Origin of the sequence: Halobaculum sp. MBLA0147, assembly GCF_041361345.1 — an archaeon.
Taxonomy (GTDB): domain Archaea; phylum Halobacteriota; class Halobacteria; order Halobacteriales; family Haloferacaceae; genus JAHENP01.
Genome location: NZ_JBGKAD010000001.1, coordinates 2,968,369 through 2,992,415, shown reverse-complemented (window position 1 = coordinate 2,992,415; position 24,047 = coordinate 2,968,369). Strand labels below are relative to the sequence as shown.

General features: G+C 69.7%; 26 protein-coding genes. 17 read left to right on the top strand and 9 right to left on the bottom strand.

What is annotated here, in order from left to right:
* The first annotated feature begins 41 nt into the window (after window positions 1-41).
* On the top strand, window positions 42-266 hold the full coding sequence (locus RYH80_RS14475; RefSeq protein WP_370904599.1) for a hypothetical protein: 225 nt from the start codon (window positions 42-44) through the stop codon (window positions 264-266).
* Here RYH80_RS14475 and RYH80_RS14470 read toward each other — a convergent pair.
* On the bottom strand, window positions 230-2,830 hold the full coding sequence (locus tag RYH80_RS14470; protein WP_370904598.1) for a heavy metal translocating P-type ATPase: 2,601 nt from the start codon (window positions 2,828-2,830) through the stop codon (window positions 230-232). The two genes, RYH80_RS14475 and RYH80_RS14470, sit on opposite strands and share 37 nt — an antisense overlap.
* 391 nt (window positions 2,831-3,221) lie before the next feature.
* Here RYH80_RS14470 and RYH80_RS14465 point away from each other — a divergent pair, with 391 nt between their 5' ends.
* From RYH80_RS14465 to RYH80_RS14455, 3 genes are all read left to right on the top strand, one after another.
* Window positions 3,222-3,422 carry a heavy-metal-associated domain-containing protein gene (locus RYH80_RS14465; RefSeq protein WP_370904597.1) on the top strand — a complete coding sequence of 67 codons (201 nt, stop codon included), beginning with the start codon at window positions 3,222-3,224 and terminating at the stop codon, window positions 3,420-3,422.
* 87 nt (window positions 3,423-3,509) lie between these two features.
* The gene (gene surE / locus RYH80_RS14460) at window positions 3,510-4,331 is read left to right on the top strand and encodes a 5'/3'-nucleotidase SurE (RefSeq protein WP_370904596.1); all 822 of its coding nucleotides are present in this window, start codon (window positions 3,510-3,512) and stop codon (window positions 4,329-4,331) included.
* 127 nt (window positions 4,332-4,458) lie between these two features.
* Window positions 4,459-4,581 carry a hypothetical protein gene (locus RYH80_RS14455; RefSeq protein WP_370904595.1) on the top strand — a complete coding sequence of 41 codons (123 nt, stop codon included), beginning with the start codon at window positions 4,459-4,461 and terminating at the stop codon, window positions 4,579-4,581.
* A 22-nt stretch (window positions 4,582-4,603) separates the two neighbouring features.
* Here RYH80_RS14455 and RYH80_RS14450 read toward each other — a convergent pair whose 3' ends face one another.
* Together RYH80_RS14450 and RYH80_RS14445 are read right to left on the bottom strand one after the other, a co-directional pair.
* A complete protein-coding gene (locus tag RYH80_RS14450) occupies window positions 4,604-5,902 on the bottom strand; it encodes a mandelate racemase/muconate lactonizing enzyme family protein (RefSeq protein WP_370904594.1) in 1,299 nt (432 codons plus the stop codon).
* A gap of 4 nt (window positions 5,903-5,906) precedes the next feature.
* On the bottom strand, window positions 5,907-6,854 hold the full coding sequence (locus RYH80_RS14445) for a 1,4-dihydroxy-2-naphthoate polyprenyltransferase (RefSeq protein WP_370904593.1): 948 nt from the start codon (window positions 6,852-6,854) through the stop codon (window positions 5,907-5,909).
* Window positions 6,855-6,989: 135 nt separating this feature from the next.
* Between RYH80_RS14445 and RYH80_RS14440 the strand changes: the two genes are divergently transcribed.
* Window positions 6,990-7,628, top strand: coding sequence for a hypothetical protein (locus RYH80_RS14440; protein WP_370904592.1), 639 nt, complete (start codon window positions 6,990-6,992; stop codon window positions 7,626-7,628).
* Between the two features lie 144 nt (window positions 7,629-7,772).
* Complete coding sequence (locus RYH80_RS14435) at window positions 7,773-8,039, top strand: hypothetical protein (protein WP_370904591.1); 267 nt, start codon at window positions 7,773-7,775, stop codon at window positions 8,037-8,039.
* A 9-nt stretch (window positions 8,040-8,048) separates the two neighbouring features.
* Here the strand turns inward: RYH80_RS14435 and RYH80_RS14430 are convergent, their stop codons facing one another.
* Window positions 8,049-8,975: a 1,4-dihydroxy-2-naphthoyl-CoA synthase gene (locus RYH80_RS14430; RefSeq protein WP_370904590.1), complete on the bottom strand. Its 927-nt coding sequence runs from the start codon at window positions 8,973-8,975 to the stop codon at window positions 8,049-8,051.
* A 172-nt stretch (window positions 8,976-9,147) separates the two neighbouring features.
* On the opposite strand from RYH80_RS14430, the gene RYH80_RS14425 reads away from it, so the two are divergent.
* Entirely contained in the window at window positions 9,148-9,519 is a 372-nt protein-coding gene (locus RYH80_RS14425) for an Hsp20/alpha crystallin family protein (protein WP_370904589.1), read from the top strand.
* Window positions 9,520-9,787: 268 nt separating this feature from the next.
* Here the strand turns inward: RYH80_RS14425 and RYH80_RS14420 are convergent, their stop codons facing one another.
* Entirely contained in the window at window positions 9,788-10,678 is an 891-nt protein-coding gene (locus tag RYH80_RS14420; RefSeq protein ID WP_370904588.1) for a DUF106 domain-containing protein, read from the bottom strand.
* Between the two features lie 136 nt (window positions 10,679-10,814).
* On the opposite strand from RYH80_RS14420, the gene dacZ reads away from it, so the two are divergent.
* Both dacZ and RYH80_RS14410 read left to right on the top strand, forming a co-directional pair.
* Window positions 10,815-11,621, top strand: coding sequence for a diadenylate cyclase DacZ (gene dacZ, locus RYH80_RS14415; RefSeq protein WP_370904587.1), 807 nt, complete (start codon window positions 10,815-10,817; stop codon window positions 11,619-11,621).
* Between the two features lie 3 nt (window positions 11,622-11,624).
* Window positions 11,625-12,476, top strand: coding sequence for a mechanosensitive ion channel domain-containing protein (locus RYH80_RS14410; protein WP_370904586.1), 852 nt, complete (start codon window positions 11,625-11,627; stop codon window positions 12,474-12,476).
* Window positions 12,477-12,529: 53 nt separating this feature from the next.
* Here the strand turns inward: RYH80_RS14410 and RYH80_RS14405 are convergent, their stop codons facing one another.
* A complete protein-coding gene (locus tag RYH80_RS14405) occupies window positions 12,530-13,090 on the bottom strand; it encodes an acyltransferase (RefSeq protein ID WP_370904739.1) in 561 nt (186 codons plus the stop codon).
* Window positions 13,091-13,553: 463 nt separating this feature from the next.
* On the opposite strand from RYH80_RS14405, the gene RYH80_RS14400 reads away from it, so the two are divergent.
* The 3 genes from RYH80_RS14400 to RYH80_RS14390 all read left to right on the top strand — a co-directional run bounded on the left by RYH80_RS14400 (window position 13,554) and on the right by RYH80_RS14390 (window position 15,174).
* A complete protein-coding gene (locus tag RYH80_RS14400) occupies window positions 13,554-13,751 on the top strand; it encodes a hypothetical protein (RefSeq protein WP_370904585.1) in 198 nt (65 codons plus the stop codon).
* Window positions 13,748-14,287, top strand: coding sequence for a hypothetical protein (locus tag RYH80_RS14395; RefSeq protein WP_370904584.1), 540 nt, complete (start codon window positions 13,748-13,750; stop codon window positions 14,285-14,287). The genes RYH80_RS14400 and RYH80_RS14395 overlap by 4 nt, the downstream gene beginning before the upstream one ends.
* A gap of 146 nt (window positions 14,288-14,433) precedes the next feature.
* Window positions 14,434-15,174: a glucose 1-dehydrogenase gene (locus RYH80_RS14390; RefSeq protein WP_370904583.1), complete on the top strand. Its 741-nt coding sequence runs from the start codon at window positions 14,434-14,436 to the stop codon at window positions 15,172-15,174.
* Window positions 15,175-15,259: 85 nt separating this feature from the next.
* On the opposite strand, the gene RYH80_RS14385 is transcribed toward RYH80_RS14390, so the two are convergent.
* Together RYH80_RS14385 and RYH80_RS14380 are read right to left on the bottom strand one after the other, a co-directional pair.
* A complete protein-coding gene (locus RYH80_RS14385; RefSeq protein WP_370904738.1) occupies window positions 15,260-16,363 on the bottom strand; it encodes a pyridoxal phosphate-dependent aminotransferase in 1,104 nt (367 codons plus the stop codon).
* Window positions 16,364-16,544: 181 nt separating this feature from the next.
* The gene (locus RYH80_RS14380) at window positions 16,545-16,751 is read right to left on the bottom strand and encodes a hypothetical protein (RefSeq protein WP_370904582.1); all 207 of its coding nucleotides are present in this window, start codon (window positions 16,749-16,751) and stop codon (window positions 16,545-16,547) included.
* 241 nt (window positions 16,752-16,992) lie between these two features.
* On the opposite strand from RYH80_RS14380, the gene RYH80_RS14375 reads away from it, so the two are divergent.
* Window positions 16,993-18,621, top strand: a complete 1,629-nt coding sequence (locus RYH80_RS14375; RefSeq protein WP_370904581.1) for an HTTM domain-containing protein — start codon at window positions 16,993-16,995, stop codon at window positions 18,619-18,621.
* 178 nt (window positions 18,622-18,799) lie between these two features.
* On the opposite strand, the gene RYH80_RS14370 is transcribed toward RYH80_RS14375, so the two are convergent.
* Window positions 18,800-20,065 (bottom strand): NAD(P)/FAD-dependent oxidoreductase, encoded by a 1,266-nt coding sequence (locus tag RYH80_RS14370; protein WP_370904580.1) that lies wholly within the window; start codon window positions 20,063-20,065, stop codon window positions 18,800-18,802.
* A gap of 173 nt (window positions 20,066-20,238) precedes the next feature.
* Here RYH80_RS14370 and RYH80_RS14365 point away from each other — a divergent pair, with 173 nt between their 5' ends.
* The 4 genes from RYH80_RS14365 (at window position 20,239) to RYH80_RS14350 (ending at window position 24,011) form a co-directional block, all read left to right on the top strand.
* A complete protein-coding gene (locus RYH80_RS14365) occupies window positions 20,239-20,835 on the top strand; it encodes a DUF6149 family protein (RefSeq protein WP_370904579.1) in 597 nt (198 codons plus the stop codon).
* 65 nt (window positions 20,836-20,900) lie between these two features.
* The gene (locus tag RYH80_RS14360) at window positions 20,901-21,545 is read left to right on the top strand and encodes an FAD-dependent oxidoreductase (RefSeq protein ID WP_370904578.1); all 645 of its coding nucleotides are present in this window, start codon (window positions 20,901-20,903) and stop codon (window positions 21,543-21,545) included.
* Between the two features lie 119 nt (window positions 21,546-21,664).
* Window positions 21,665-22,822 (top strand): glycosyltransferase, encoded by a 1,158-nt coding sequence (locus tag RYH80_RS14355; RefSeq protein ID WP_370904577.1) that lies wholly within the window; start codon window positions 21,665-21,667, stop codon window positions 22,820-22,822.
* Between the two features lie 16 nt (window positions 22,823-22,838).
* Entirely contained in the window at window positions 22,839-24,011 is a 1,173-nt protein-coding gene (locus RYH80_RS14350; RefSeq protein WP_370904576.1) for a glycosyltransferase family 4 protein, read from the top strand.
* Window positions 24,012-24,047: the final 36 nt, after the last annotated feature.

Genomic DNA, 24,047 nt, shown 5'->3' with positions numbered 1-24,047 from the left:
TGGTCGGAACAGATTTGTCGGTCGCGGCACCTTCGCCCACTGTGCAGTCCCGCGCCGCCTCGGACCCGACGACGGTTCTCCTGTTGCTCATGACGCTCGTCGGTGCAGTGCTCCTGTTGTACCTCACGCTCTCCGTGCTCGGGAACGCACAGACCGCCATCGACGACCTGTTCGGCGCGGCCGTCGTCGCGATCACGACCACCCGTCCACACACCCGAGACGACGGCGATCAGTCGCCGCGGCGGAACAGCCCCGCCAGCGCGTAGCGGTCGTCGGGGTCGTACCGCCGGAACAGGAGGCTGTTCGACAACACGGACACCGACGACAGCGCCATCGCACCCGCGGCGAGCACCGGCTGGAGCAAGCCCAGCGAGGCCAGCGGGATCATCGCGGTGTTGTAGCCGAGCGCCCAGAAGAGGTTCTGGCGGATCTTCGCCAGCGTCCCCTCGGAGACGTTGATCGCGCGCACTACGTCGTAGGGGTCCGAGCGCATCAGGGTCACGTCCGCCGCCTCGATCGCCACGTCGGTCCCCGAGCCGATCGCGACGCCGACGTACGCCGCCGCCAGCGCCGGCGCGTCGTTGACGCCGTCACCCACCATCGCGGCGCGGGTGTCGTCTGCCTGGATCGCCTCGACGGCGTCCGCCTTCTCGTCGGGCAACACGTCTGCGCGGACGTTCGCCGGGTCGACACCTACCCGTTCCGCGACCGCCGCCGCGGTCCGCTCGTTGTCCCCGGTGAGCACGTGGACCGCGATCCCGCGGTCCCGCAGCGCCGCGACCGCCTCGCGGGCGCTCTCGCGCACCTCGTCCGCGACCGCGAGCACACCCAACAGCTCCCCGTCGACCGCGACCGCGACGGCGGTCTTCCCCTCCGCGCGCAGCTCCGCGATCGCCGACTCAGCGGGCCCCACGTCCACGTCTCGCTCCGCGAGCAGCGTCGGCTTCCCGACGACCACGTCGCCGTGCTCGGTCCGTGCGCGGATCCCCTCGCCCGCCACGTTCTGAAGCGCGGTCAACTCGCCGGGCTCGACCCCGCGCTCGCGGGCGCCGTCGACGATCGCCGCGCCGATCGGGTGTTCGCTCCCCGACTCCGCCGTCGCCGCGACCGCGAGGAGCCGTTCCGTGGCGTCTCCGTGGCCGACGCCGGCCTCACTCTCGTCGGACTCGGGGACCGCGCCGTCCGTGGTCGGTGTGATCGGTCGTACGTCGGTCAACTCCATCTCCCCCTCGGTGAGTGTCCCGGTCTTGTCGAAGACCACCGCCTCCACGTCGCGGACCCGCTCCAACACGTCCCCACCGTCGAACAGGAGGCCGTTCTGAGCGCCGATACTCGTCCCCACCATCGTCGCGGCCGGCGTCGCCAGCCCGAGCGCACACGGACAGGCGATCAACACCGCGGAGGCGAACACGAGCACCGCGAACTCCGTCACGCCTACCGTCGCCGGGCCGCCGGCGGCGAGTCCCCAGGCGGGGAGCCCGGCGACGAACCCCGCGAGTGTCTCCGGCGCGAGCGTCCACACGGCGCCCCACAGCAGGGCGTTGAGGATCACGGCGGGCACGAAGTACGCGGAGATGCGGTCCGCGACGCGCTGGACCGCCGGCTGGCGCGCCTGGGCGGCCTTCACGCGCTCGACGATCCGCTGGATCGCGGTGTCCTCGCCGACGCGCGTCGCCTCGATCACGAGCACCCCCTGCTCGTTCACCGTCGAGCCGATCACCTCGTCGCCGGGGGTCTTCGACACTGGCACGGACTCCCCGGTGACCGTCGACTCGTCGACCGCCGACTCACCCTCGACGACCTCGCCGTCCGTCGGGACGCGCTCGCCCGGTCGCACTTTCAGCCGGTCGCCGACCGTCACCTCGGCCAGCGGGACCTCCTCTTCGACCGTCTCACCGTCGTCGGTCTCGCGGAGGCGAGTCGCGGTGTCGGCCTCCAACTCCAACAGCGAGCGCAGCGCCTCGCTGGCCTGGCCTTTCGAGCGAGCCTCCAGGTAGTTACCGAGTGTGATGAACGTGAGGATCATCGCGGCGGTGTCGAAGTACAGTCCGGCGTCGGGGAGCACACCGACCAAGGCGACGACGGAGTAGCCGAACGCCGTCGAAGAGCCCAGCGCGATCAACACGTCCATGTTCGCGGTGCGGTTCGTCACCACCGCGTCGTAGCTGTTCGCGTAGAACTCGCGACCGAGCACCACCTGCGCGACGCCAGCCAGGAGGAACTGGTACCAGCCGAGTTCGACACCCAGCAGTCGCTCCGGCGCACCGATCCCCGACAGGTGGGCGACCATCACGGCCAGCAACGGTGTCGAGACGGCGACGCCGACGAGGGTGAGGCGACGCTGGCGACGGATCTCCGCCGTCCGAGCGGCCTCGCGTCGGTCCGCCTCGCTCGTCTCGTCGTCGTCGTCCGCCTCCTCGCGGACCGGGGTGTACCCGGCGTCCGCGATCGCGTCGTCGACGGCCGCGCGGTCGACCGCACCCGCGAGGTACTCCACGCGCGCCTCGTCGGTCGCGAAGTTGGCGTCGACGGCGACGACACCCGGCAACGAAGAGACGGCGTCTTCGACCGCCTGCGAGCAGTTCGCGCAGGTCATGTCGGTGATCCCGACCGTCACCTCGGTGGTGATCGGCTCGTACCCGGCCGCTCGCACGGCCTCGACGACGGCGGCGGTGTCGACGACCGCCGGGTCGTACGTCACCGTCGCCTCGTCGGTCGCGAAGTTGGCCGACGCCGCCGAGACGCCGTCCAGCGCGGTCAGGCGCTCCTCGATGGTGCCCGCGCAGTTGGCGCAACTCATCCCGCCGACGTCGAACCGGATGTCTACCACGTTCCGATCACCCTCATCTACTCGTAGGGGCCCCTCACCCATTCGGTTTGTGGTAACGAGAGCGGCCCTCAGTTCGGGCTTTAGCTTTGGTTCCCAAATTCGATCACCAGTGCGGCTGCCTCGGGTAGTATCGGCGGACGAGGGATCTCCGTTCCCGTCTCGGACGCCGTACTGGTGGGTATCCGGGTCCGATACAGCTGGTTCACTTATCCCGCGGCCCCGACGAGATACACGGAACCGAAGTCGACAGCAGGGTCGACCCCCAGTTCCGAAAGTCCCGGGTGCAACGCAGTGCGGCCGGCGCGACGGACCGCGACCCACTCGAACGTGACCGAGTGGCGATTCGTCCGAGACCGAAACACCCGTGTCGTCGCCAGCCTAACGTAGTGGTATGACACTCGAACTCTCCGTGACGGGGATGAGCTGTGGCAACTGCGAGGCGTCGGTCGTCGAGGCGCTGGAGGGCGTCGACGGCGTCGAGTCGGCGACCGCAGACCACGAGGCTGATCGCGCGACGGTCGAGGGCGACGCGGACGCGCTCGACGCCATCGTCGCCGTCGAAGACGCCGGGTACGAGGCGGACACCGCCTGACGGCGGCGGCCCAGTCCACTCCGGTGGCTCGATAGCTGCGATCGGTGGCAACGACGCGTTTTTCTCCGGGCCACCCGAGGCGGGGGTATGGACGAGGCCGACGCGGTGCGACTCCTCTTGACGAACGACGACGGGATCGACAGTCCGGGGTTCCGGGCGCTGTACGACGCACTCGACGGCCTCGACGAGGTGACGGAGGTGGTCGCCGTCGCGCCCGCCGACGACCGCTCGGCCGTCGGGCGCTCGATGTCGAACGACGTGACCGTCCGCGAACACGAGTTGGGGTACGCCATCGCCGGTACGCCCGCGGACTGTACCGTCGTCGGCCTAGAGTCGCTGTGTCCCGACGTGGACCTCGTGGTGTCCGGCTGTAACAAGGGTGCGAACTTGGGGGCGTACGTACTCGGGCGGTCCGGGACGGTCTCTGCGGCCGTCGAGGCGGCGTTCTTCGACGTACCCGCCATCGCCGTGTCGCAGTACGTCCCGGAGCCGGACGAGGGCGACTGGCGCGATCACGCGACGGACCCGGGCGACTACGCGCTCGCGGCGGACGCGACGCGGTTCCTCGTCGATCACGCCGTCGACGCCGGCGTGTTCGAGCAGACGGACTACCTCAACGTCAACGCCCCGTGGCCCGGCACCGGGAGCGGCGAGATGACGATCACACGCCCGTCGACACTGTACGACATGACCGCCGAGCGCGACGGCGACCAGATCACTCTCCACGACCGCGTCTGGGAGCGGATGAAGAGCGGTGACATCCCGGACCCGGCGGGGACGGACCGCCGCGCCATCGTCGACGGCGCCGTCTCCGTCTCGCCGCTGACCGCCCCACACACGACCCACCACCACGAGGCACTGGACGGGCTCGCCGAAGTGTACGAGCCACCCGCGAGCGACGCACGGTGACCAGTCCGGCGGTGCCGACGCGCGGTGATCGGCGGTGAGAGGGCCACGCGTCGCAGACCACCGAGGCGAGTCGGCGGCGACACCCGGAGTAGAAGCGTTTTTGCGAGCCCGTCGAGAACGCGAGGGTATGACACCAGTGCTGCTCGCCTCCGAGGCGACCACGAAGCTCCCACCGCTCGCGACCGGCGGCGTCGCGCTCGCACTCTCCCTGGCACTCACCGTGGCCTGGCTGTACAAACTCGTCAACTGACCCGTCGCTCGACCCTCTCTCGTCACTCTCGGACCAGTTCGTCGAACCGATCCCCCGCCAGCCCCGGCGCCGCCGGGACCGCGATCTCGCCGTCGACCGGCGCAACCGGGTCGGCAATCGCCCGTCCGTCCGTCGTCTCCAGATCCCGTTCCAACAGTGACGCCGTCGCCAGCCCGTGCGCACGACGTGTCTCGTCGTCGCCTCCGGACACGGCCAGCGTCTCGTCCGGGGGCGTCGTCTCGTCGACCGTCGAGAGCGCCGTCTCCCCGACGGCGGGGAGCGCCGCCACGAGGTGGACCGCCGCCGTTCGGGCGACGACGCCGTCGATCGTCGTCGTGACCACCGTGTCGACGCCGCGCGCCGCCGCGGCACGGGCGACCGCCAGCGTCCGCGCGAGGCCACCGATCGCGGCGGGCTTACAGACGAGCACGTCCGCCGCGTCGGCCGCCAGCACGCGCCACGGGTCGTGTGTCGACAGCGCCTCGTCGGCCGCGACCGGCGCCCCGACGCCACGGAGCGCGGCGAGACCGGCGAGGTCCGACCCTGGAACCGGCTGTTCGACGTACTCCACGAGCCCGTCGAGTGCTCGGAGTGCTCGCGTCGCGGTGGTGCGGTCCCACGCCCCGTTCGCGTCGACACGCAGCGTCGGCCCCGGTGCCGACGGCGACGCCGTACTGCCAGTCTCGGAGTCCCCCGCGACAGCCGAGACGACCCGTCGGACACGAGTCAAATCCGTCTCCACGTCGCGCACACCGACTTTCAGCTTCACCGTCTCGTAGCCGTCGGCGAGCGCGTCCTCGACCGCCGCGACGGTCGCCGCCGGATCGGCGTCGCCCACGGTCGCGTTCACCGGCACGCGTCTCGCGTGCGCGTCTTCTACGGTCGGACCCGTCCCGTCGCGACCCAGTGTCGCCGCGATCGGGACGCCACGACGACGAGCGACGGCGTCGCGTCGCGCCGTCTCGACCGCGAACCGCGCCGCCGGCGTCCGCGCGTCGGGAACTGCACCACGCCGTGGCTCCGTCGCAGTCGCCTCGGCGAGTGCCCCACGACAGTCCGCCTCGGACTCCGTCCACCCGGAGAGTGGTGTCGCCTCGCCGACGCCGACCGTCTCGCCGGAAGCGCCGAGGAGCCCGACCAGCGTGCCAGCCCGTTCGTGAATCTCGCCGTGTGCGGTTCCCAGCGGCGACGCCAGCGGGAGTGCGAACCGCCGCAGTCGCCAGTCGGTCGGCGCCCCGCGACCGGTCGAGTCCACACTCGGCGGAGCGTCGTCCGACGCTCCACGGGAGTCGCCCGGCGCTCCAGTAGAGTCGTCGGTCATCGTCTCACACCGCCAGCCCGACGGCGAACAGAGCGGCGAACGCCGCCAGCAGTCTCCCGGTCGACTCCAACGTGGGGTTCAGCGCCTCGCCGGCGGTCTCCGTCAGCACCGTCCGAGCGACGGAGGCCGCCAGCGGGAGAGTGACGAGCGGGAGCAGCGTCGCCAGGTCGCCAGTCTCGACGGCGAAGACGATCGGGATCGTGTACGCGAGCCCGAGCAGCCCGACGAACTCCCCGCGTGCGACGCCGTAGCCGAACCGGACGGCGAGCGTCCGTTTGCCGGTGGTGGCGTCCTCCTCGCGGTCGCGGACGTTGTTCACCACGAGGATGTTCGTCGACAGCGCCGCCACCGGGAGCGACGCGACCAGCGCCGCGAGGGGGACCAGTTCGGGTCGTGGGACGAGCGTGGCGAACGCGACCCCCAACTCTGCGGCCGCCTGGACGTAGTAGGTCCCGGTGACCGCGATCACGCCGAAGAAGAGGAAGACGAACAGGTCACCCAGCCCGTGGTAGCCCAGCGGGTACGGCCCACCGGTGTACGCGACGCCAGAGGCGACCGACAGCAGGCCGATCACGAGGATCGGGAGCCCGCCGACCCAGACGAGGTAGACGCCGCCGAGGATCGCCGCCGCGAACGTGAGCCACATCGCCCGCTTCACGCTCGCCGGTTCGATCAACCCGCCGGCCGTCACGCGGGTGAACCCCTCGCGATCCTCCGTGTCGGCGCCCTTCACCGCGTCGTAGTAGTCGTTGGCGAAGTTCGTCCCCACCTGGATCAACGCGGCGCCGACCAGCGCCGCCACCGCCGGCAGTGGCGCGAACACGCCGTCGCGCAGCGCCAACCCGACACCGACGACCACCGGCGCGGCGGCGGCCGGCAACGTCTGCGGGCGCGCCGCCATCAGCCACGCGCGCCGCCGGGAGACCTCGGCCCCACTCTCCGTGGTACTCATCGCTCGTGAGTGGGGCTGGGAGGCGGAAAGCGACTGTGGTTCGCAGTGTCGACGGCCTGCGTGACCGTCTGTGTAGTCTCGTCTCGCTCCGAGTTCCTAGAGAGTTATCAAGTACGGCCTACACAAGTACAAGCCGTGGCTCGACGCGACCAGTTGGACGCCGCCAGAGAGGAGTCGCGGGCACGTCTGGAGAACCAACGAGAGTTGCTGAACAACGTCGGAGAGCGTGCGATCCGGAACATCAGACTGAACCTCGCACTCGTCGGACTCTTCCTGTCGGTCCTCGGTCTCAGTCTGGGACCCAGTCCGAACTCGACGGAACCCGAACTCGTCGTCTCGAGTGGGCTGCTGAACGCCGCGTCGTACGCTGCTCTCGGTGTTGCGGCGGTGTCGGTGTTCACCGGGTTGGTCGCCTACGTCAGGACACCCACCGTCGTCGGACTCGGTCGCGGAGACATCGAGCAGGCCATCGACTACGCGGGTGACGGTGTCGACGACGCCGAGTTTCTCGACAGAGTCCTCCGATCACACCGAAAGTGGATGCACCGGAACAAGCGAGCGAACAGAGTCGACACGGCACTACTCAACGTGAGTCTCCTCACCGTCGTGCTCGAACTGGAGTACTTCGGACTCTCTGTCCTCGCTGCTGTCCGTGGGGAGAGTGGCGTGTGGGTGAACAGGCGCCTCCTCGTCGTCACGCTCTCGACCCTCGTTCCGCTCGTCGTCGCGGTGTATCTGAAAGATCAGTTCACGAAGTCTGGTGTCGGTGACTAGACCAGTCCCTAGATACAATACGTCGGGGAGACGAGACCGGGGTGGATCATGACGACCGAAGTAGCCGACGACGAGGAGGAGAGCGGCGAGGAGAAGCCAGATCCGTTCGACGGCGGTGTAGACCGCCGCTGACTCTGCCGATTTATGTCGCGCCGTGACGACACCGACGGTGAGGAGGAGCGCCCACCGCCGTTCGACGGTGGCGAAGACGAGGCGAGACTGATCAGTGACTTCTACGAGGTGTTCGAGAGCGGCGACACACTGTCCGTCCAACGGGTCGTCCGTGAGCTCGAAACCGACGTGGAGACTGCGAAGGGACTGGTAGCGGTACTCGAACGGCGAGAGCTCTTACGACGGGTGAACAGAACGACGTGGGAAGTCGTCGACACTCCGAGCGGGTACCGACGGTAGTCGGCGCGCTCAGTAGTGCCACGGGTACCCGGAGAAGTCCGGCTCCCGACCCTCCAAGAAGGCGTCCCGACCCTCCTGGGCCTCGGGCGTCGTGTACGCCAGCCGCGTCGCCTCGCCGGCGAACACCTGCTGGCCGACGAGCCCGTCGTCGGCCATGTTGAACGCGTACTTCAGCATCCGCATCGCGGTCGGCGACTTCGCGGTCATCTCGTCGGCCCACTCCAAGGCCACGTCCTCCAACTCCTCGTGTGGGATCGCCTCGTTCGCCATCCCCATCTCGACGGCCTCCGCGGCCGAGTAGGTCTTTCCGCGGAAGAACACCTCGCGGGCCTTCTTCTGGCCGACCTGCTTCGCGAGGTACGCCGAACCGAAGCCGCCGTCGAAGCTCGCCACGTCGGGGTCCGTCTGGAGGAACTTCGCGTGCTCGTCGCTGGCGAGCGTCAGGTCACAGACGACGTGCAGCGAGTGGCCGCCGCCGACCGCCCAGCCCGGCACGACCGCGACGACGGGCTTGGGCATGAACCGGATCAGACGCTGGACCTCGAGGATGTGGAGGCGACCGGCCTTCGCCTCCCGGACGAGTTCGTCGTCGCTCTCGTCGGCCTCGTCGTCGCCACGGTACTCGTAGCCCGACTCGCCGCGGACGGACTGGTCCCCGCCGGCACAGAACGCCCAGCCGCCGTCCTCGGGTGACGGACCGTTGCCGGTGAGCAACACACAGCCAACGTCGGCGCGTTTGCGGGCGTCCTCCAGGGCGGCGTACAACTCGTCGACCGTCCCCGGTCGGAAGGCGTTGCGGACTGCGGGGCGGTCGAACGCGATCCGTACCGCGTCCGTCTCGACCGCGCGGTGGTAGGTCACGTCGTCGAACTCGTCGGCACCCGGCACCTGCTCCCAGCGGTCGGGGTCGAACAGCTCCGAGACGGTGTCCGTCATACCCGACCGGGAGAGTGGCCCGCGCAAAAGGGTTGCCGTCCGACGGCGAGCGGAGGTGACACCAGTCCGACGGAGGGGTGCGGTGACGCGTGGCGACGATCGCGGTCGCCATTTCCGACAGATTTATATAGAACCACAACACTACTATCGAATGCACTCGGGGTGACGAACCATGGCACTTCCGAGTACACCGACCAGCTCGTGGATGGAATCGTTCGACCTCCCGAACCGCCTGTTCGAGACCGGGAGTGACGACTACAGGCTGTACGAGGAGGACGGCGAGTTCGTCCTCTCGCTCGATCTCCCGGGGTACGACCCCGCGGAGATCGACGTGACGTGGGACGAGGGTGTCCTCAACGTCGCGGCGAACCGAGAGGACGATCAGCGGAACGAGCGACGGACCTACCACCGACGCTTCCGGTTCCCGAAGGCGGTGGAGGCCGACGACATCACCGCAAGCTACGACAACGGCGTCCTCGACGTGACGCTCCCCGTCGAGACCGGCGCCGCCGCGCGCGGTGAACGGATCCCCATCGAGACGTAGGGACGCGTCGCGTCCCGACACGGCAGTCTCCCGCCACCGTCGATCCACGCCACCCGCGACGCTCGGGTCGACGTGTCCCGACGAGATGTCGGTGATCCGCGTCGACGACGCTGCCGACCAACACTACCTCGTCGATTCTCGAAGCGAGTGCCGCGATCGGCCGAGAAGACCGCCCGAGTCACACGAGTCGAGTGGAGCTACGACTGGGAGAATCCGAGTCGACTCGGACCGTCTGACGAGTCGACGAGACGAGCGTCGGCGACCCTCGTCACGTCGAGGGCGACATCGAGACGTTCAGCCCCTTCTGGATCAGCTGGGTGAACGCCATCGAGCAGAGGAAGTACCAGACGATCCACACCTGAATCGGACCGACGATCCCGGTGGTCCACGTCGCCTCCCCGACCAACGGGAGGACGACCGTCGAGAACTCCCCGTGAGCGGACGCCCCGCGGATGCCGACCTTCCAGAACATCCACAGGAACGCCGGGATGGTGATGAACATGATCCACACCATCGGGCGGAACTGCTCTTTGAACATCCCCAGCTGGTCGCCCATCGCGTCCATCTGTTCCTCCTGGATCTTCTGGAGTGCCTCGTCGTCGCCCCGCTCCTTGGCGGCCTTCCGCCGCTCTTGGATCTCCTTCATCTTCGACTGGTACTCGGACATCTTGTCCATGTCCATCAGGTTCGCCCGCAGGAGCGTGGAGTACAGCCCCGTGAACACCGCGATCACCATGATCACGGCGTAGAACGGCAGCGTCTCCTGCAAGGGACCCAACACGAGATCCATCGTCCCGGCGACGGGGTCTCGCACCGGCTTGTAGGAGTAGCCGACGAAGAACGCCCCCGTCCCGACGGCGGCGAGTTTGTCGTAGATCGACCAGCTACTCTCCTCGTCGCTCCCGCCGTCGCCGTCTTCGTCGGCCAGTGCGGCCTCGACGGCGTCGCGGTCGGACAGCGCGAAGCCCGTCTCGCCGTCTTCGAGCACCTCCTTCTCGATGAGGCGACCCCACGCCCCGCTGGAGATGTCGTCTCGTACGTCGACCCACTGGACCTCGCCGTCCTCGGCGGCGTCCAGTACCGTCTGGATCGCGTCACGCATCTCCGGGTCGCCGGAGATCAGCGACTCGACCCGACGTTCCGTCGGCGTCGTGCTCATACTGTCCCGACGTAGACGGTTCGCGGACAAGAAGGTTTCCGGTCTGCGTCCCGACCGTGTGCCGACAGACGTACGTCTCACGAGCGTCCGACGCCGCCGAAACGGATTTGCCTCCCGCCGGGAACAGAGTGGTGTGATGGATTCTCCGGATCTCGTCGCCGACTTGGTGACGGACGTCGACGGGGTGTTCCTCTTCTCCCCTGGACAGTCGCTGTACGACTCGTTCGTCGAGGCGGCGGAGCCGACGGTCGTCGTCGCCCCCGAGAACGACGTGGACGCCGAGACGTTCGTGGAACTCCCGCTGGAGTTCCAAGACGTGCGCGATCGCGTCCGGTTCGGGGTCGAGGGCGCGATGAACGCGGGGCACACGTCTGCCGGCGAGACGCTGCTGGCGGTGTTGGGTGTCTTCGACGACGCCCCGGACGCGACGGTTCGCGTCTCCGTGACGGAGTCGATGCAGTCCGGGATCTACGACCTCTTCGTCAACTCCCGTGCCGAGCCGGAGGTGATCCGCGACGTGTTCGAGGTCGCCATCGAACTCGGGAAGAAAGGCCAGAAGGGGAAGCCGGTGGGGGCGCTGTTCGTCGTCGGCGACGCCGGGAAGACGATGAACAACTCCCGCCCGCTGAGCTACAACCCCTTCGAGAAGAGTCACGTCCACGTCGGCGACCCCATCGTGGACGTGATGCTCAAGGAGTTCTCCCGGCTCGACGGCGCGTTCGTCATCTCCGACTCGGGGAAGATCGTCTCCTCGTACCGCTACCTCGAGCCCAGCGCCGAGGGGGTCGACATCCCGAAGGGGCTCGGCGCACGCCACATGGCCGCGGCGGCGATCACCCGCGACACGAACGCCGTCGGAATCGTCCTCTCGGAGTCCGACGGCCTCGTCCGCGCCTTCAAAGGCGGGGAACTGATCCTGAAACTGGACCCGGAGGACTACTGACCCATGTCGGGCTCCGTCCACGCGGGGGACACAGCGGCCGCGTTCGACGCGGTGACGGCACTCGCGCCGTCGGGTGTCCCGCTCCGCCTCCCGCTCCAACTCGAGTTCGTCTCCCTCCAACTACTCCTGTTCGTCGCGATCCTCGGTCTCGGTGCCGCGGTGAGCTACCTCGTGGTCGTGTTCGGCCGCCGCCTACTCGTCCGGTTCGGGGTGCCGGAGGCGATCGAGGGAACCTCCTTCGAGCGGTCCGTCAGGGAGTTCGGCACGTCGACGGTGACCATCGTCTCGCGGCTGGCGGGGTACTTCACGTTCCTCGCGTTCGCGGTGGTGGCGTTCTCGACGGCGGGGTTCGAGTCCGTCGTCCGCATCTGGCCGGTCGTCGTCGCCTTCCTCCCGCAGGTGTTCGTGGCCGTTCTGGTCGTCGTCGTCGGGCTGATCGTCGGCGACAAGGTGGCGTTGCTCGTCGACGAGCGACTCCGCAGCGTGAAGATCACGCAGGTCGGAGCGCTCCCGGGGGTGGCGAAGTACAGCGTCGTCTTCGTCGCCTCGCTCGTCGCGCTCGCGCAGGTCCGGGTGGCGACACTCCCGCTGGTCGTCCTGCTCGGCGGCTACGTGTTCGCGGTGGTGGTCGTCTCGGTGGCGGCGTTCCGCGATCTCCTCGCCTCGGGAAGTGCCGGCCTGTACCTCCTGTTGACGGAGCCGTACGCCATCGGCGACCGCGTCCGGATCGGCGGTGTCGAGGGTGTCGTCCAGGAGATGGACGTGTTCGTCACACACGTCGAGGACGACGGCGAGGAGTACCTCGTCCCCAACCGGAAGGCGCTCACCGAGGGAGTCGTCCGCGTTCGGGAGTGAGCCGAACGCTCGCCACACCGACCGCGTGGGACCGCGGGTGACCACTCCGACGCTCAGTCGTCTCGAGCGTCTCTGGCGTCTCGGTCCTCGAGGTCGTCTCGGGCGTCACCCTCGCCCTCGTCACCGTCGCCGAGCGGCTCCGCGGGGACTCCGGCGACGGTCGTCTCCGGCGGCACGTCGTCGGCGACCAGCGAGTTGGCGGCGACCTGTGCGTCGTGACCGATCTCGACGCCCGGGAGGATCACCGCGCCGGCGCCGATCATCGCGCGATCGCCGACGACCACGTCGCCGACGCGGTACTCGTCTTGGAGGAACTCGTGACAGAGGATCGTGGCGTCGTACCCGACGATCACGTCGTCGCCGAGCGTGATCCGTTCCGGCCAGAACACGTCCGGCGTCGCCTCCAGCCCCCACGAGACGTTCTCGCCGACGGTCACCCCCAGTCGCCGGAGGAAGCGGTTCTTGCGGTCGAGGTCTCCGGACACCCGGATCACCCACGTTCCGAGGTAGTTCTTCGCCACCTCCCAGTAGCTCTTGGCGTCCTGCCAGTGGCGCAGCGAGTTCCCCTCGCCGGGCGTCTCCGTCCGCTCTACCCTGTCGTAGCGGTCCAGCACCGACGACTCGTCTCCCTCGCCGGTCCCGTCGCCGGCGTCGTCCCGTCCCGTCCGCCCGTCACCCAGGTCGCTCACGTCTCCCGACAGTCGAGGCAGGCGCTTGAATACCCCGGTCGACTAGTGTGGTGGACGGACACGCCCGGCCCGTCGAGTGGGAGGCAGACACGTTCGATCCGTCGACTGGTGGCCGGACCCACCTCGCTCGTCTCGGAGAGGGACCACTCGCCGAGACAGTAATCGAAGATCGGGACACACCTCTCGTCGGGTCAGAGACGACTCAACGAGGTGTCGTCGGGGAGGAACGATGAGTTTCGATTAAGTGGATATCCGCAGGAGTGACTCACGGTACGCACACAGACGGGGGCGCTCGGTGACGAGCGAGCTCCCGTGGGGGACCCGATGTACGACGAGAGAGAGACGTCCGGCGAGACCGAGAGTTCGCTCGCCGTTGTGAGTAGATCCAGTGTCGGTCGCCGTACAGGCGGTGAGTCCCAGCCCGATCCCGGGCGGGACGCCGACGGAGAGCGATCGGGCGGCAGCGATCGACCGACCGGCGGCAGCCGACCGAACGGCGACGGTACAGCGTGCGCGACCGGCCCAGCGCGCGGCGGTGACGGACGGCGAGTGGGCGGCGGCGGTCGTGGGGGGACCGACGACGTGACCGAGGTCGCGGGGCGGTACGTCCGACTCGTCGTCGACAGCGCCGAGACCGTCTCGCCGGTGTTCGCGAAGCGGGTCCGTCACCTCCTCGCGCGCAACGGGATCGCGGCGGTCTCCGACGACGGGTGGTACCCGGTGGACGCGTTCGCGCGCTCGCTCGCCCGCCTCGGCGAGGGTGCGGGCTCGGACCAGCTCGGTCGCGTCGGGGGGAAGTTGGTCGCGGCGACCCCGGCCGTGCTCCGCGCGGACGACGTCGACACGGCACTGGCGACGCTCCGTCGCGTCGCCCGAGAGGCACACCGTGGCCCGGCGGCCGATCGCGTCGCGGACTTCGCCGTCGAACACCCCGACAGCGACCGTACGCGCCGGATCGTCACCGGGGGTGACTACCTGTACCCGACCGCGTTCGCCGCGGCCGTCTTCCGCCGGGCGGTCGTAGCTGGCGTGGGAGACGAGCGGGTCGACGCCGACGACGTCGTCGTCGAGTCCGTCGAGCCGCCGGCGGACGCGACCGACGCGTTCCGCGTCTCCTGGTGAGACGGCGGCAGTCGGCGACCGACGAGAGTGCCGCGACGACCGCTCGGAGAACACGACGAGCGCCCGGAGAACACGACGAGCGCCCGGAGAACACGACGTCCGCCGGGAGCCGAACGCCCAAGTCGGGTGGCCGGGAACGTACGGTCGTGCCAGCAGCCATCGTCACCGGCTCCTCCAGAGGGATCGGCGCGGCGACCGCCCGGCGGTTCGCCCGAGACGGCTACGACGTGACGGTCAACTACCACTCCTCGCCGGACGCCGCCGCCGAGACCGCCGCCGCGGTCCGCGAGGCGGGGGCGGAGGCCATCGTCGTCGAAGCCGACGCCTCGGACCCGGACGACGCCGACCGGCTCGTCGCCGAGACCGTCGACGCCTTCGGCGGTGTGGACCACCTCGTCAACAACGCTGGGATCGACCAACACGTCTACACCGAGGAGTTGTCGCCGGCCGACTTCGACCGCGTGATGGACGTGAACGTCAACTCCGCGTTCTGCTGTACGAAGGCGGCGCTGCCACACCTCCGGAGCGCCGACGGCGGCGGCGCGCCGACCCCGTCCGTGACGAACGTCTCCTCGATCCTCGCGTTCACCGGCGCACCCGTCGAGGTCCACTACGCCGCCTCGAAGGGCGGGTTGCTCTCGCTGACGAAGAGTCACGCGGGCGACTTCGCGCCGGACGTGCGGGTCAATGCCGTCGCGCCGGGCCACGTCGAGACGGACATGACCGCCGACCGCAGCGCGGCGGAGAAGGCCGAGGAGTTGGCCGCGATCCCGGTCGACCGCTACGGCCAGCCCGAGGACATCGCCGACGCCGTCGCGTACCTCCGAGACGCCGGCTTCGTCACCGGCGAGACGCTCAACGTCAACGGCGGCGAGTTGATGCGGTAGCAGTACCGCGGCTCGAGTCGTAGCGGACAACCAGACGAGACGGTGTGACTCCGAGAGTCACCCGGCCCGGGGGCACCCCCGAGACTCACTCGATCGGGAGGAACGTCTCCAGCCTGTCGAACCCCTCCGCGAGCCGGTCCAGCGAGTTGGCGAAGGACAGCCGCAGTCGCCCCTCGCCGCCGGCACCGAACCCGGAGCCGGGGGCGAGGACGACGCCGGTCTCCTCCAACAGCCGCTTAGCGAGCGGGAGACTCTCCGTCGCACCGTCCACGTCGAGGAACGCGTAGAAGGCACCCTCCGGCCGCGGCGCGGTGACGCCGTCCATCGCCGCGAGTCGTTCGGCGACGTAGTCGCGGCGGTCGCGGAACGCCTCGAACATCCGTTCGGCGGGCTCGTCCGGGCCGGCGAGCGCGGCGACGCCGGCGTGTTGGGCGGGCGCAGACGGACAGCTCGTCGTCCCCTCGCGGACGGCGGTGGCGGCCTCGACCACCGGATCGGCGGCCGCGAGCCAGCCGAGTCGCCAGCCGGTCATCGCGTGTGTCTTCGACAGCGAGCCGACCGTCACCACTCGCTCGGGGTGGTCGACGAGGGCGGCGACTCCGGTCGGATCGCGGTCGTAGGTGAGCCCGGCGTACACCTCGTCGGCGATCACGTAGGCGTCGTGGGCGGCCGCAGCGGCGGCGACCCGCCGGATCGGCTCGGGGTCGTAGACGCGGCCCGTCGGGTTCGAGGGCGTCGTGAGCACCACCGCCGCAGTGTCGTCGTCGATCGCGGCGACGAGTCGCTCGGCGTCGAGGTCGTACGGCGGTGGCAGTTCCACCTCGCGCAACTGGCCGTCGGCGAGCGCGGCGTGGATGCCGTAGTTGGGCCACGCCGGACTCGGCACCACCAACTCCTCGCCGGGGTCGACGAGCGTGAGCGCGGCGACGTGGAGCGCCTCCATCCCCCCGTTGGTGACGACGATCTGGTCGGGGTCGTACGAGAGGTCGTACTCCGCTTCGGTCGTCTCCGCCACGGCACGCCGGAGCGGTTCGATCCCGGCGCTGGCGGTGTAGTCGGTCGCACCGTCACGGACCGCCTCGAAGGCGGCCTCCGTGACGTGCTCGGGGGTGTCGAAGTCCGGCTCGCCCACCTCCAGACGGACGAGGTCCGCACCGTCGGCGGCGGCCGCCTCTGCGAGGTCGAACATCACGCGGATCTGGGACCGCTGGAACGCGTCGGTCCGGGCGGCGAGGTCGTGCACACCCACTCCTGTGGCCCGCGACGGGAAAACCTCGGGTCACCCGGTGTGGGTCGCCGGCAATCGCGGGCCGCGGCCACACTCCGCCGCGTCGAGCGGGGGAGACCGCGACCGGTCCACAGCGACCACCTCAGTCGCCCAGGATCGCGTGGAGCCCGTAGAGGAACCCCATCGCGAGCACGAGCGCCAGCCAGACGCCGAAGACCGTGACGAAGAACCGCTCGCTGACCGTCCGGTTGCCGAACAGTGCGGCGACGCCCGCCGCGAGCAAGCCGACGATCGAGGCCGCCGAGAGCCCGGCCATCCCCCACGAGACGTACCGGAGGGTGGAGGTCATCGCTCGCTACGAACGGTTCCAGCCTGAAATACACACGGGGCGGGTGGACGCCGTCGAACGGAGGCGAGCCGCGCTACCGGGGGACTCCGAGCCGCAGGCACCGGTCGGACTCGCGTGTCGGACACCACTGGTCGGAGCCCCGAGCCGGACACTGTCAGTCCGACACCACCGACGCCGTCGTGTACTCGCCCCGGGGACGACCACAAGAGCCATTCCGGTGTGGCGACCGACCCCTCGTACTGTGGCTCCCGTCTCGTCGTCCGACCCCACGCCGGGACGGCTCCGGCGACTGTGGCGGCGACTCCGGTACCTCTCGGTGCACCTGTCGGGCCGTGTCCGCGACCGTGGCCGGACGTGGTTCGCGACACACGCGGCCGTCGACACCCGGGCACTCGCGGCGCTGCGGATCGGCGTCGGACTCCTGCTGCTCGTCGACCTGGCGCTGCGGGCGCGGTGGCTCCGCGTCTTCTACACCGACGCCGGTGTGCTCCCACGCGAGACGCTGCGTGCCGTCCGGCCGGTCGTCTCGTCCGTGTCGCTGCACGCGCTGTGGGGGTCGACGACGACGCAGACGGGACTGTTCTGTCTCGCCGGACTCGCAGCGATGGCACTGCTCGTCGGGTACCGGACCCGACTCGCCTGTGTCGTGTCGCTCGTGTTGCTCGTCTCGCTGCACGCGCGGAACCCACTGGTGTTGAACGGCGGTGACTCACTGTTGCGCCGTCTGCTGCTGTGGGGGAGTCTCCTCCCGCTGGGGACGCGGTGGTCCATCGACGCCGTCCGACGAGCTCCCCCGCCGACCGCCGCGAGCGACGGCGGGGGTGGCGCCGGTGTCGCGACGACCCCGCGGACGGTCGCGAGCGTCGCGACGCTCGGACTCTTCGTCCAAGTCGCCACCGTCTACGTGGTGAACGCCGCGATCAAACTCCGCGGGAGCGGGTGGCTCGACGGCACCGCGGTGCGGTACGTGTTCCAACTCGACCGGTTCACGACGCCGCTGGGCGATCTCGTCGCCGGCACGCCGGCCGTCGTGACGACGTTCGGGTGGGCGTGGCTCGCGCTCCTCGTCGTCGCGCCCGCACTCGTGTTGGCGAGCGACTGGCGGCGAACCGCGGTCGCCGCCGGGCTGCTCGCCGGTCACCTCGGGATGGCGGCGACGATGTGGCTCGGCGTGTTCCCGGTCGTCGCCGTCGTCGCGCTCCTCCCGGCGCTCCGTTCCCCGGTGTGGAACCGCGTCGAGAGTGCAGTCGCTCCCGTCGCGGCTCGGTGTCGTGCGGCGACGGCGTGGCTCGTGTCGCGGCGTGGTGTCGGCGGGATTGGCTCCCTGGCCGCCTCCACCGGCAGGCCGAACACCGGCCGGTGGGTAGCCGGCGGGACGCGCGCGGTCGCCACCCTCCTGCTCGTCGGCGTCCTCGTGTGGAACGCGGCCGCGTTGGGTGTCGTGCCGGTCGAGACCGAGGCCGGTGCCGTCGAACCAGAGCGGTACCGGTGGGACATGTTCGCGCCGGATCCCCCACGAGCGGCCGCCTGGTTCGCCGCCCCGGCGACGACCGTGGACGGCCGGCGAGTCGACGCGTTCCCGAGGCCGTCCGCGATCGGCGACCGCCCACCGGACGTGGCCGCCACCTACCCGTCGGTACGGTGGCGCAAGTATCTCACCGCGGTGTGGTGGCACGGCGGTGACCGGCTCCGCCACGCGACCGCCGCGGGCCTGTGCGAGCGGTGGAATCGGCGCCACGACGAGCGCCTGGCGACCGTCTCGCTCGTCGTCACGAGGGAGCCGACGCGTCTCGACAGACCCGAGCGCGAGCGTCTCACCACGCGGCGGCTCGTGACCCACGACTGTCGGACGGGCGACTCGGCGCCGTGAGACACCCCCGATCGATCCGTGGACTGTCGACGCGACCGCTCGGCGCGTCGCGTGTCGAGCCAGACGGTCGACGCGCGCAGAGTAGAGCGTGAAGACCGAGGCGTGCAGAGTTGGGACTCTGGAGAACGTGATCGAACTGTCGAAACTCGAGACCGTCACCCGACTCGTCCGGGCCGAGTCAGTTCTCGACGGCCTCTGCCTCTTGTTCGACCTGCCCCTCGCGTTCGATGTCGTCGGCGGAGAACTCCTCGCGCAACAACACGTCCTCCTGTCCCGACACGTCGACGCGTTCCCGCATCAGCTGCTTGTAACCGGACTGCGGGGCCAGGTCGCCGATCAGGACGCCGCCGACGATGCGGCCGTCCTTCAGCGCCAGCCGCCGCCACTCGTTCTCGGAGTACTTCTGCTCGACGTGGTCGTCACCCAGCGTCGGGTGCCCGAACGAGAGGAACGGGAAGTCGAAGTGCGTGATGGAGTAAGACGTGACCCACTCGAACTCCTCGGTGCCGTACTCCAGCATGTTCTTGGCGGCGATCGACCCCTGCTCCTTCGCGGAGCCCCAGGCGCCGTTCTGGGCGCGCTCCTCGAGGATCACGTCGTAGAACTGCGTGATGTCGCCGGCCGCGAACACGTCCGGGTGCGTGGTCTGCATGTACTCGTCAGTGACGATCCCGCCGTCGATCTCCACGTCGAGGTTCTCCAGCAGTTCCGTGTTGCGGTCCAACCCGATGGCGACCCCCGCGAAGTCACACTCGTAGCGCTCGCCGTCCGGGTCGATCGCCGCCGTGACGTGGCCCTCCTCGTCCGTCTCGAAGCGGTCGACGCCGGACTGGAAGACCGGCTCGACACCCTTCTCCCGCATCGCGTCGTGCATGATCTCGGCCCCCTCCTCCGAGAGCGCGTAGCGCCACCAGGAGTCACCGCGCATCAGGTACTTCCCCTCGACACCCTGTGCGCCACAGACGGCCGCCAGGTCGATCCCGAGCAGGCCGGCACCGACGATCACGCCCTTCTCGGCGGCGCTGGCGGACTCGTTGATCTTCCGGGCGTCCTGGAACGTCCAGAAGTGGTGGATGCCCTCGGCGTCGGAGTTGTCGACCGGGAGCTGGTTCGGGGTACCGCCGACGGCCAACAGGAGCTTGTCGAACTCGTAGGTCTCTCCCTCGTGGGTCTCCACCTCGCCGGCGTCCGGCCGCACGTCGGTGACGTAGGTGTCCAACTGGAGGTCGATGTCGCGCTCGGCGTACCAGTCCTCGTCGTGGATCGAGATCGGTGCCTCGGGGAGCTTCCCCTTGGCGAACTCCTTGATCAGAATCCGGTTGTACAGCGCCTCGCCCTCGTCGGTGAGTACCGTGATGTCCGCGTCCGTCCGTTCCTCACGGAGGGTCTCGGCGGCGGAACTGCCGGCGATCCCGTCGCCGACGATCACGAACGACTGGCTCATGGCTCGCGGTTCGGACTCGGGGTTAATGTGGGTTGCTATCCACGTATCGTCCGCGAGAGCGTGCGAATTCCTCACACAGCCCGTCTCGTCCCGCGACGCGAGGTGGGGACGCCCGCGGGGACACCGCCGCCGAAGACAGTGGTTAAGTCCGTCGGGACCCTGGTTCGGACGACATGAAACTCCAGCAGAACGTCCGCCACTGGGCGGCCAAGCGCGCCCTGACGACACCCGTGATCGGCGGGATGGTCAACGACAAGCTGGTCGACCTCCACACGCGCGTCTTCTTGGAGAAGGCTCCCGAGGAACACCGCGAGGCGCGCCGCGACCACCTGGACGAGTTCTTCGACGCGACGATGGACACCTACGTCGCCGCGTTGGAGGCGGGCTACCCGGAGGCGGAGGCCCGCGAGATCACCCACCTCCAGGCGAACTTCGACTTCTTCACCCACGGGTGGGCGTCGATGATGGAGTTCCCCGCGGACGAACTCGACGACCACTACCGTCGCTACGAGTCGTTCTTCCGCGACCACGGGATCACCATCGACGACCCGCTGGGCGAGTTCCGCCCGGCCGGCGGGATCGCGGACGCTCCCGCGACCCCCGAGGCGCTGGAGGAGGGGGAGTTCGAGAACGCCGTCGCCGGCTTCGCCGACGACGTGTACGTCGAGGACGGCGAGGGGGAGCTCCACCGCGGCAACGCCCCCGAGCCCGACGACGTGGACGTGTCGCAGGCGCCCGGCGTCTCCGAGGACGAGGCGAGCGCGGACTGAGACCGGTCGATCGGACACGAGTCTGTACCGACAGGTTCCTGCCGTCGCGGGCCCCACCGGGCCACATGGAGTTCACTACGAGCGTCGCGGGAGTCGAGCGAGTCGGCCCGGAGACGGTGGCACTCACGCTGGAGTCGCCCGCCGACTTCGTCGCGGAGCCGGGACAGTTCGTCCGGTTCACCGCGGAGATCGACGGCGAGGAAGTGTCGCGGTTCTACACCGTCTCCTCGCCGGACACGGACGAGACGTTCGAGACCACCGTCGGTCTCGACGGTGGCGACGACGAGGGCCCGGACTTCGCGTCGTACCTCGCGAACCTGGAGCCGGGCGCGGAGTTGGACGCCGCCGGCCCGTTCGGCGACGAGTTCTACGAGGGCGAAGCGCGAGCGGTCGTCCTCGCCGGTGGGCCTGGCGTCGGCCCGGCCGTCGCCATCGGGGAGCGGGCGCTGGCCGAGGGCAACGACGTCGCCATCGTGTACCAAGACGACGCGCCCGCACACGAGGCGCGGCTGGACGCACTCCGCGAGCGTGGCGCCCACGTGACCGTCACCGACGGCCCCATCGGCGCCGTGACGGCCGACGTGGTGACGGAGGCCGACGGCGAGCAGGCGTTCGTCTACGGCTTCGCCGACTTCGTCGCGGAGGCCGAGAGCGCGCTGGAGACCGCCGGCATCCACCGCGCCCGCATCAAGACCGAGAACTTCGGGTAGGAGCCGCACTCGACAACCCGAACTTCGGGTAGGGGCCGCACTCGACAGTCCGGCCGTATCCGAACACTACCGACGGCCGGACCGCCGTCGTTTTGTGCGGGGTCGCTGTACGGCGCGGTATGCGAGCGCGTCGTCCTCTCGAACTGTTGGCCCGGTTGGTCGCCGCGACGGGACTCCCGTACCTCGTCTTCGCCGCCCTGGCGGTCGTCGTCGACCCGGAGGGCTCTCCGGCGGACAAGCGGTACGACGAGTTGCCGTCGGTGAGCGTCGTCCTCCCGACGTACGAGGAGGCCGCCATCGTCGAGTCGAAGCTCCAGAGTATCTGTAGTTGGGACTACCCGATGGACCGCGTCGAGGTCGTCGTCGTCGACTCCAGCGAGGACGCGACACCCGACATCGTCGAGTCGTTCTTCGCCGACCGCGTCACCCCGGAGCTGACGCTCCTCCGCGAGGAGGAGCGCCGCGGCCTCGCGGTGGCGCTCAACGAGGCGTACGCCGCCGCGAGCAACGAGGTCGTCGTCAAGACGGACTGTGACTCTCGCGTCGCGCCCGACGCCGTCCGCGAGGCGGTCGCGAACCTCGCGGACCCCGACGTGGCGGCCGTCACCGGCCGCAACGCCGAGGTACTCGGCGGCAGTGACGTGGAGCGCGGCTACCGCGACGTACAGGCGCGGATCCAGACGCTGGAGTCACACCTCGACTCGACGTTCATCTTCCACGGGCCGTTCTCGGCGTTCGAACGCGACGCGATCGTCCCCGTCGACGAGGACTCCATCGCGGACGACACGGAACTGGCCCTGAAGATCCGCAAGAACGGGGACCGGGCCCTGTTCGACCCCGCGATCCGGTACAAGGAGGCGTCCCACTCCGCGTTCCGCAAGCGGCGCAGTCAGAAGGACCGGCGCGCGATGGGACTGCTCAGACTCCTGTGGCGACAGCGCGGGATGTTGTTCCGTCCCCGTTACGGGCTGTACGGTGCCCTCGTCCTCCCGTTCAACTGGTGGTTCACCGTCGTCTCCCCGTGGCTCGTCGCCGCCGGAGTCGCGACGGCGACACTGGCCGGCCTCGCGTTGGCCGGGCCGGCTGGACTGCTCGTTCCGGTGGCCGTCGCCGGGTTCGTCGCCGCGGGCTCGCGGGACCTGCTCGGCTCGCTCCAGCCCGTCTACTCGCTGTTCGACACGCAGGTGTCGCTCGTGCGAGCCGCGGTGAAGCTACTGGCCGGCGAGGGCGACGGGCTGTGGGAGGTCGACGAGGAACTGCGCGAGGCGTACGACTGACGCCGAGGTCACGACCGTGCACGTCTGTTACGTCACCCACCGTTACCCACCACAGACCGGCGGCGTCGAGACCCACGTCCACCAGTTGGCGACACGACTCGTCGAGCGCGGCCACGACGTGACGGTGCTCGCGGCGGACGCCGGCGGAGCGGGTGCCTCACGCGAACGCCGCGACGGGGTCCGTGTCCGACGCGTCCGGGCGCTCGCACCGGACGGCGCCATCTACGTCGCCCCCGGCGTCGTCACGACTGTGTGGCGGGCGCTCCGAGGTGCGGTCGCTCCCAGCGTGCCCGACGTGGTCCACGTCCACAACTACCACGCGGTGCCGTTCGCCCTCGGAGGTCTGACGACGGCGGCGGTGCGTGCGGTGCGGGCGCTGCGCGCGAGCGGTGACGAGCCAGCACCGCGCCTCGTCGCGACACCACACTACCACGGCGAGAGCGACGACGGGCTCAGAGATCGCCTCCTCTCCGTGTACCGGCCACTCGGTGCAGGTGTGCTCCGTGCTGCGGACACGGTGGTCGCCGTGAGTGACTGGGAGCGACGACAGTTGGCGGCCGACTTCGGCGTCTCACCGACCGTGATCCCGAACGGGATCGAACGCGAGCGGTTCCGGGACCACCGAGAAGGTGCGGACGACGAAGAGAGGGGAGACGACGGAGAGAGAGGGGACGACGAAGAGAGGGCGGACGACGCCGACCGCCCGTACCTGCTCACCGTCGGTCGGCTGGCGGCGTACAAGGGAGTCCAGCACGTGATCGACGCGCTCGCCGAGTTGCCGGCGTTCGACCTCCGTGTCGCCGGGTCCGGCCCGTACGAGTCGGCACTGCGCGAGCGGGCGGCGGCTGCGGGTGTGAGCGACCGCGTCCGGTTCCTCGGGTACGTCCCGGACGAGCGACTCCCGGGACTGTACGCCGGTGCGGCGGTGTTCTGTTCGCCGTCGTCACACGAGGCGTACGGGTTGACGGTCGCGGAGGCGCTCGCGAGCGGCACGCCAGCCGTCGTCGCCGACCGCGCGGCGTTGACCGACTGGACCGACGAACGGGGTGTCGTCGGCCTCGCGGAGACCTCTCCGGCGGCCGTGGCCGAGGCCGTCGAGCGTGCCGTCGACGGCCCGCGACCGGATCCGGACGCGGTGCCGACGTGGACGGGCGTCGTCGACAGACTGCTCGACGTGTACCGGCACTGACACACGTCCGGGAGACACGACCGGGCGTCGGGACTC

Excerpts from the sequence above, each read along its gene's own strand:
- RYH80_RS14370 (WP_370904580.1), bottom strand. The coding sequence starts at position 20,065 with ATGAGCCAGTCGTTCGTGATCGTCGGCGACGGGATCGCCGGCAGTTCC.
- dacZ (WP_370904587.1), top strand. The coding sequence starts at position 10,815 with ATGGATTCTCCGGATCTCGTCGCCGACTTGGTGACGGACGTCGACGGG.
- RYH80_RS14450 (WP_370904594.1), bottom strand. The coding sequence starts at position 5,902 with ATGACCGACGACTCTACTGGAGCGCCGGGCGACTCCCGTGGAGCGTCG.
- RYH80_RS14430 (WP_370904590.1), bottom strand. The coding sequence starts at position 8,975 with ATGACGGACACCGTCTCGGAGCTGTTCGACCCCGACCGCTGGGAGCAG.
- RYH80_RS14380 (WP_370904582.1), bottom strand. The coding sequence starts at position 16,751 with ATGACCTCCACCCTCCGGTACGTCTCGTGGGGGATGGCCGGGCTCTCG.
- surE (WP_370904596.1), top strand. The coding sequence starts at position 3,510 with ATGGACGAGGCCGACGCGGTGCGACTCCTCTTGACGAACGACGACGGG.
- RYH80_RS14420 (WP_370904588.1), bottom strand. The coding sequence starts at position 10,678 with ATGAGCACGACGCCGACGGAACGTCGGGTCGAGTCGCTGATCTCCGGC.
- RYH80_RS14385 (WP_370904738.1), bottom strand. The coding sequence starts at position 16,363 with ATGTTCGACCTCGCAGAGGCGGCCGCCGCCGACGGTGCGGACCTCGTC.
- RYH80_RS14455 (WP_370904595.1), top strand. The coding sequence starts at position 4,459 with ATGACACCAGTGCTGCTCGCCTCCGAGGCGACCACGAAGCTCCCACCG.
- RYH80_RS14365 (WP_370904579.1), top strand. The coding sequence starts at position 20,239 with ATGAAACTCCAGCAGAACGTCCGCCACTGGGCGGCCAAGCGCGCCCTG.
- RYH80_RS14445 (WP_370904593.1), bottom strand. The coding sequence starts at position 6,854 with ATGAGTACCACGGAGAGTGGGGCCGAGGTCTCCCGGCGGCGCGCGTGG.
- RYH80_RS14360 (WP_370904578.1), top strand. The coding sequence starts at position 20,901 with ATGGAGTTCACTACGAGCGTCGCGGGAGTCGAGCGAGTCGGCCCGGAG.
- RYH80_RS14465 (WP_370904597.1), top strand. The coding sequence starts at position 3,222 with ATGACACTCGAACTCTCCGTGACGGGGATGAGCTGTGGCAACTGCGAG.
- RYH80_RS14425 (WP_370904589.1), top strand. The coding sequence starts at position 9,148 with ATGGCACTTCCGAGTACACCGACCAGCTCGTGGATGGAATCGTTCGAC.
- RYH80_RS14410 (WP_370904586.1), top strand. The coding sequence starts at position 11,625 with ATGTCGGGCTCCGTCCACGCGGGGGACACAGCGGCCGCGTTCGACGCG.
- RYH80_RS14355 (WP_370904577.1), top strand. The coding sequence starts at position 21,665 with ATGCGAGCGCGTCGTCCTCTCGAACTGTTGGCCCGGTTGGTCGCCGCG.
- RYH80_RS14435 (WP_370904591.1), top strand. The coding sequence starts at position 7,773 with ATGTCGCGCCGTGACGACACCGACGGTGAGGAGGAGCGCCCACCGCCG.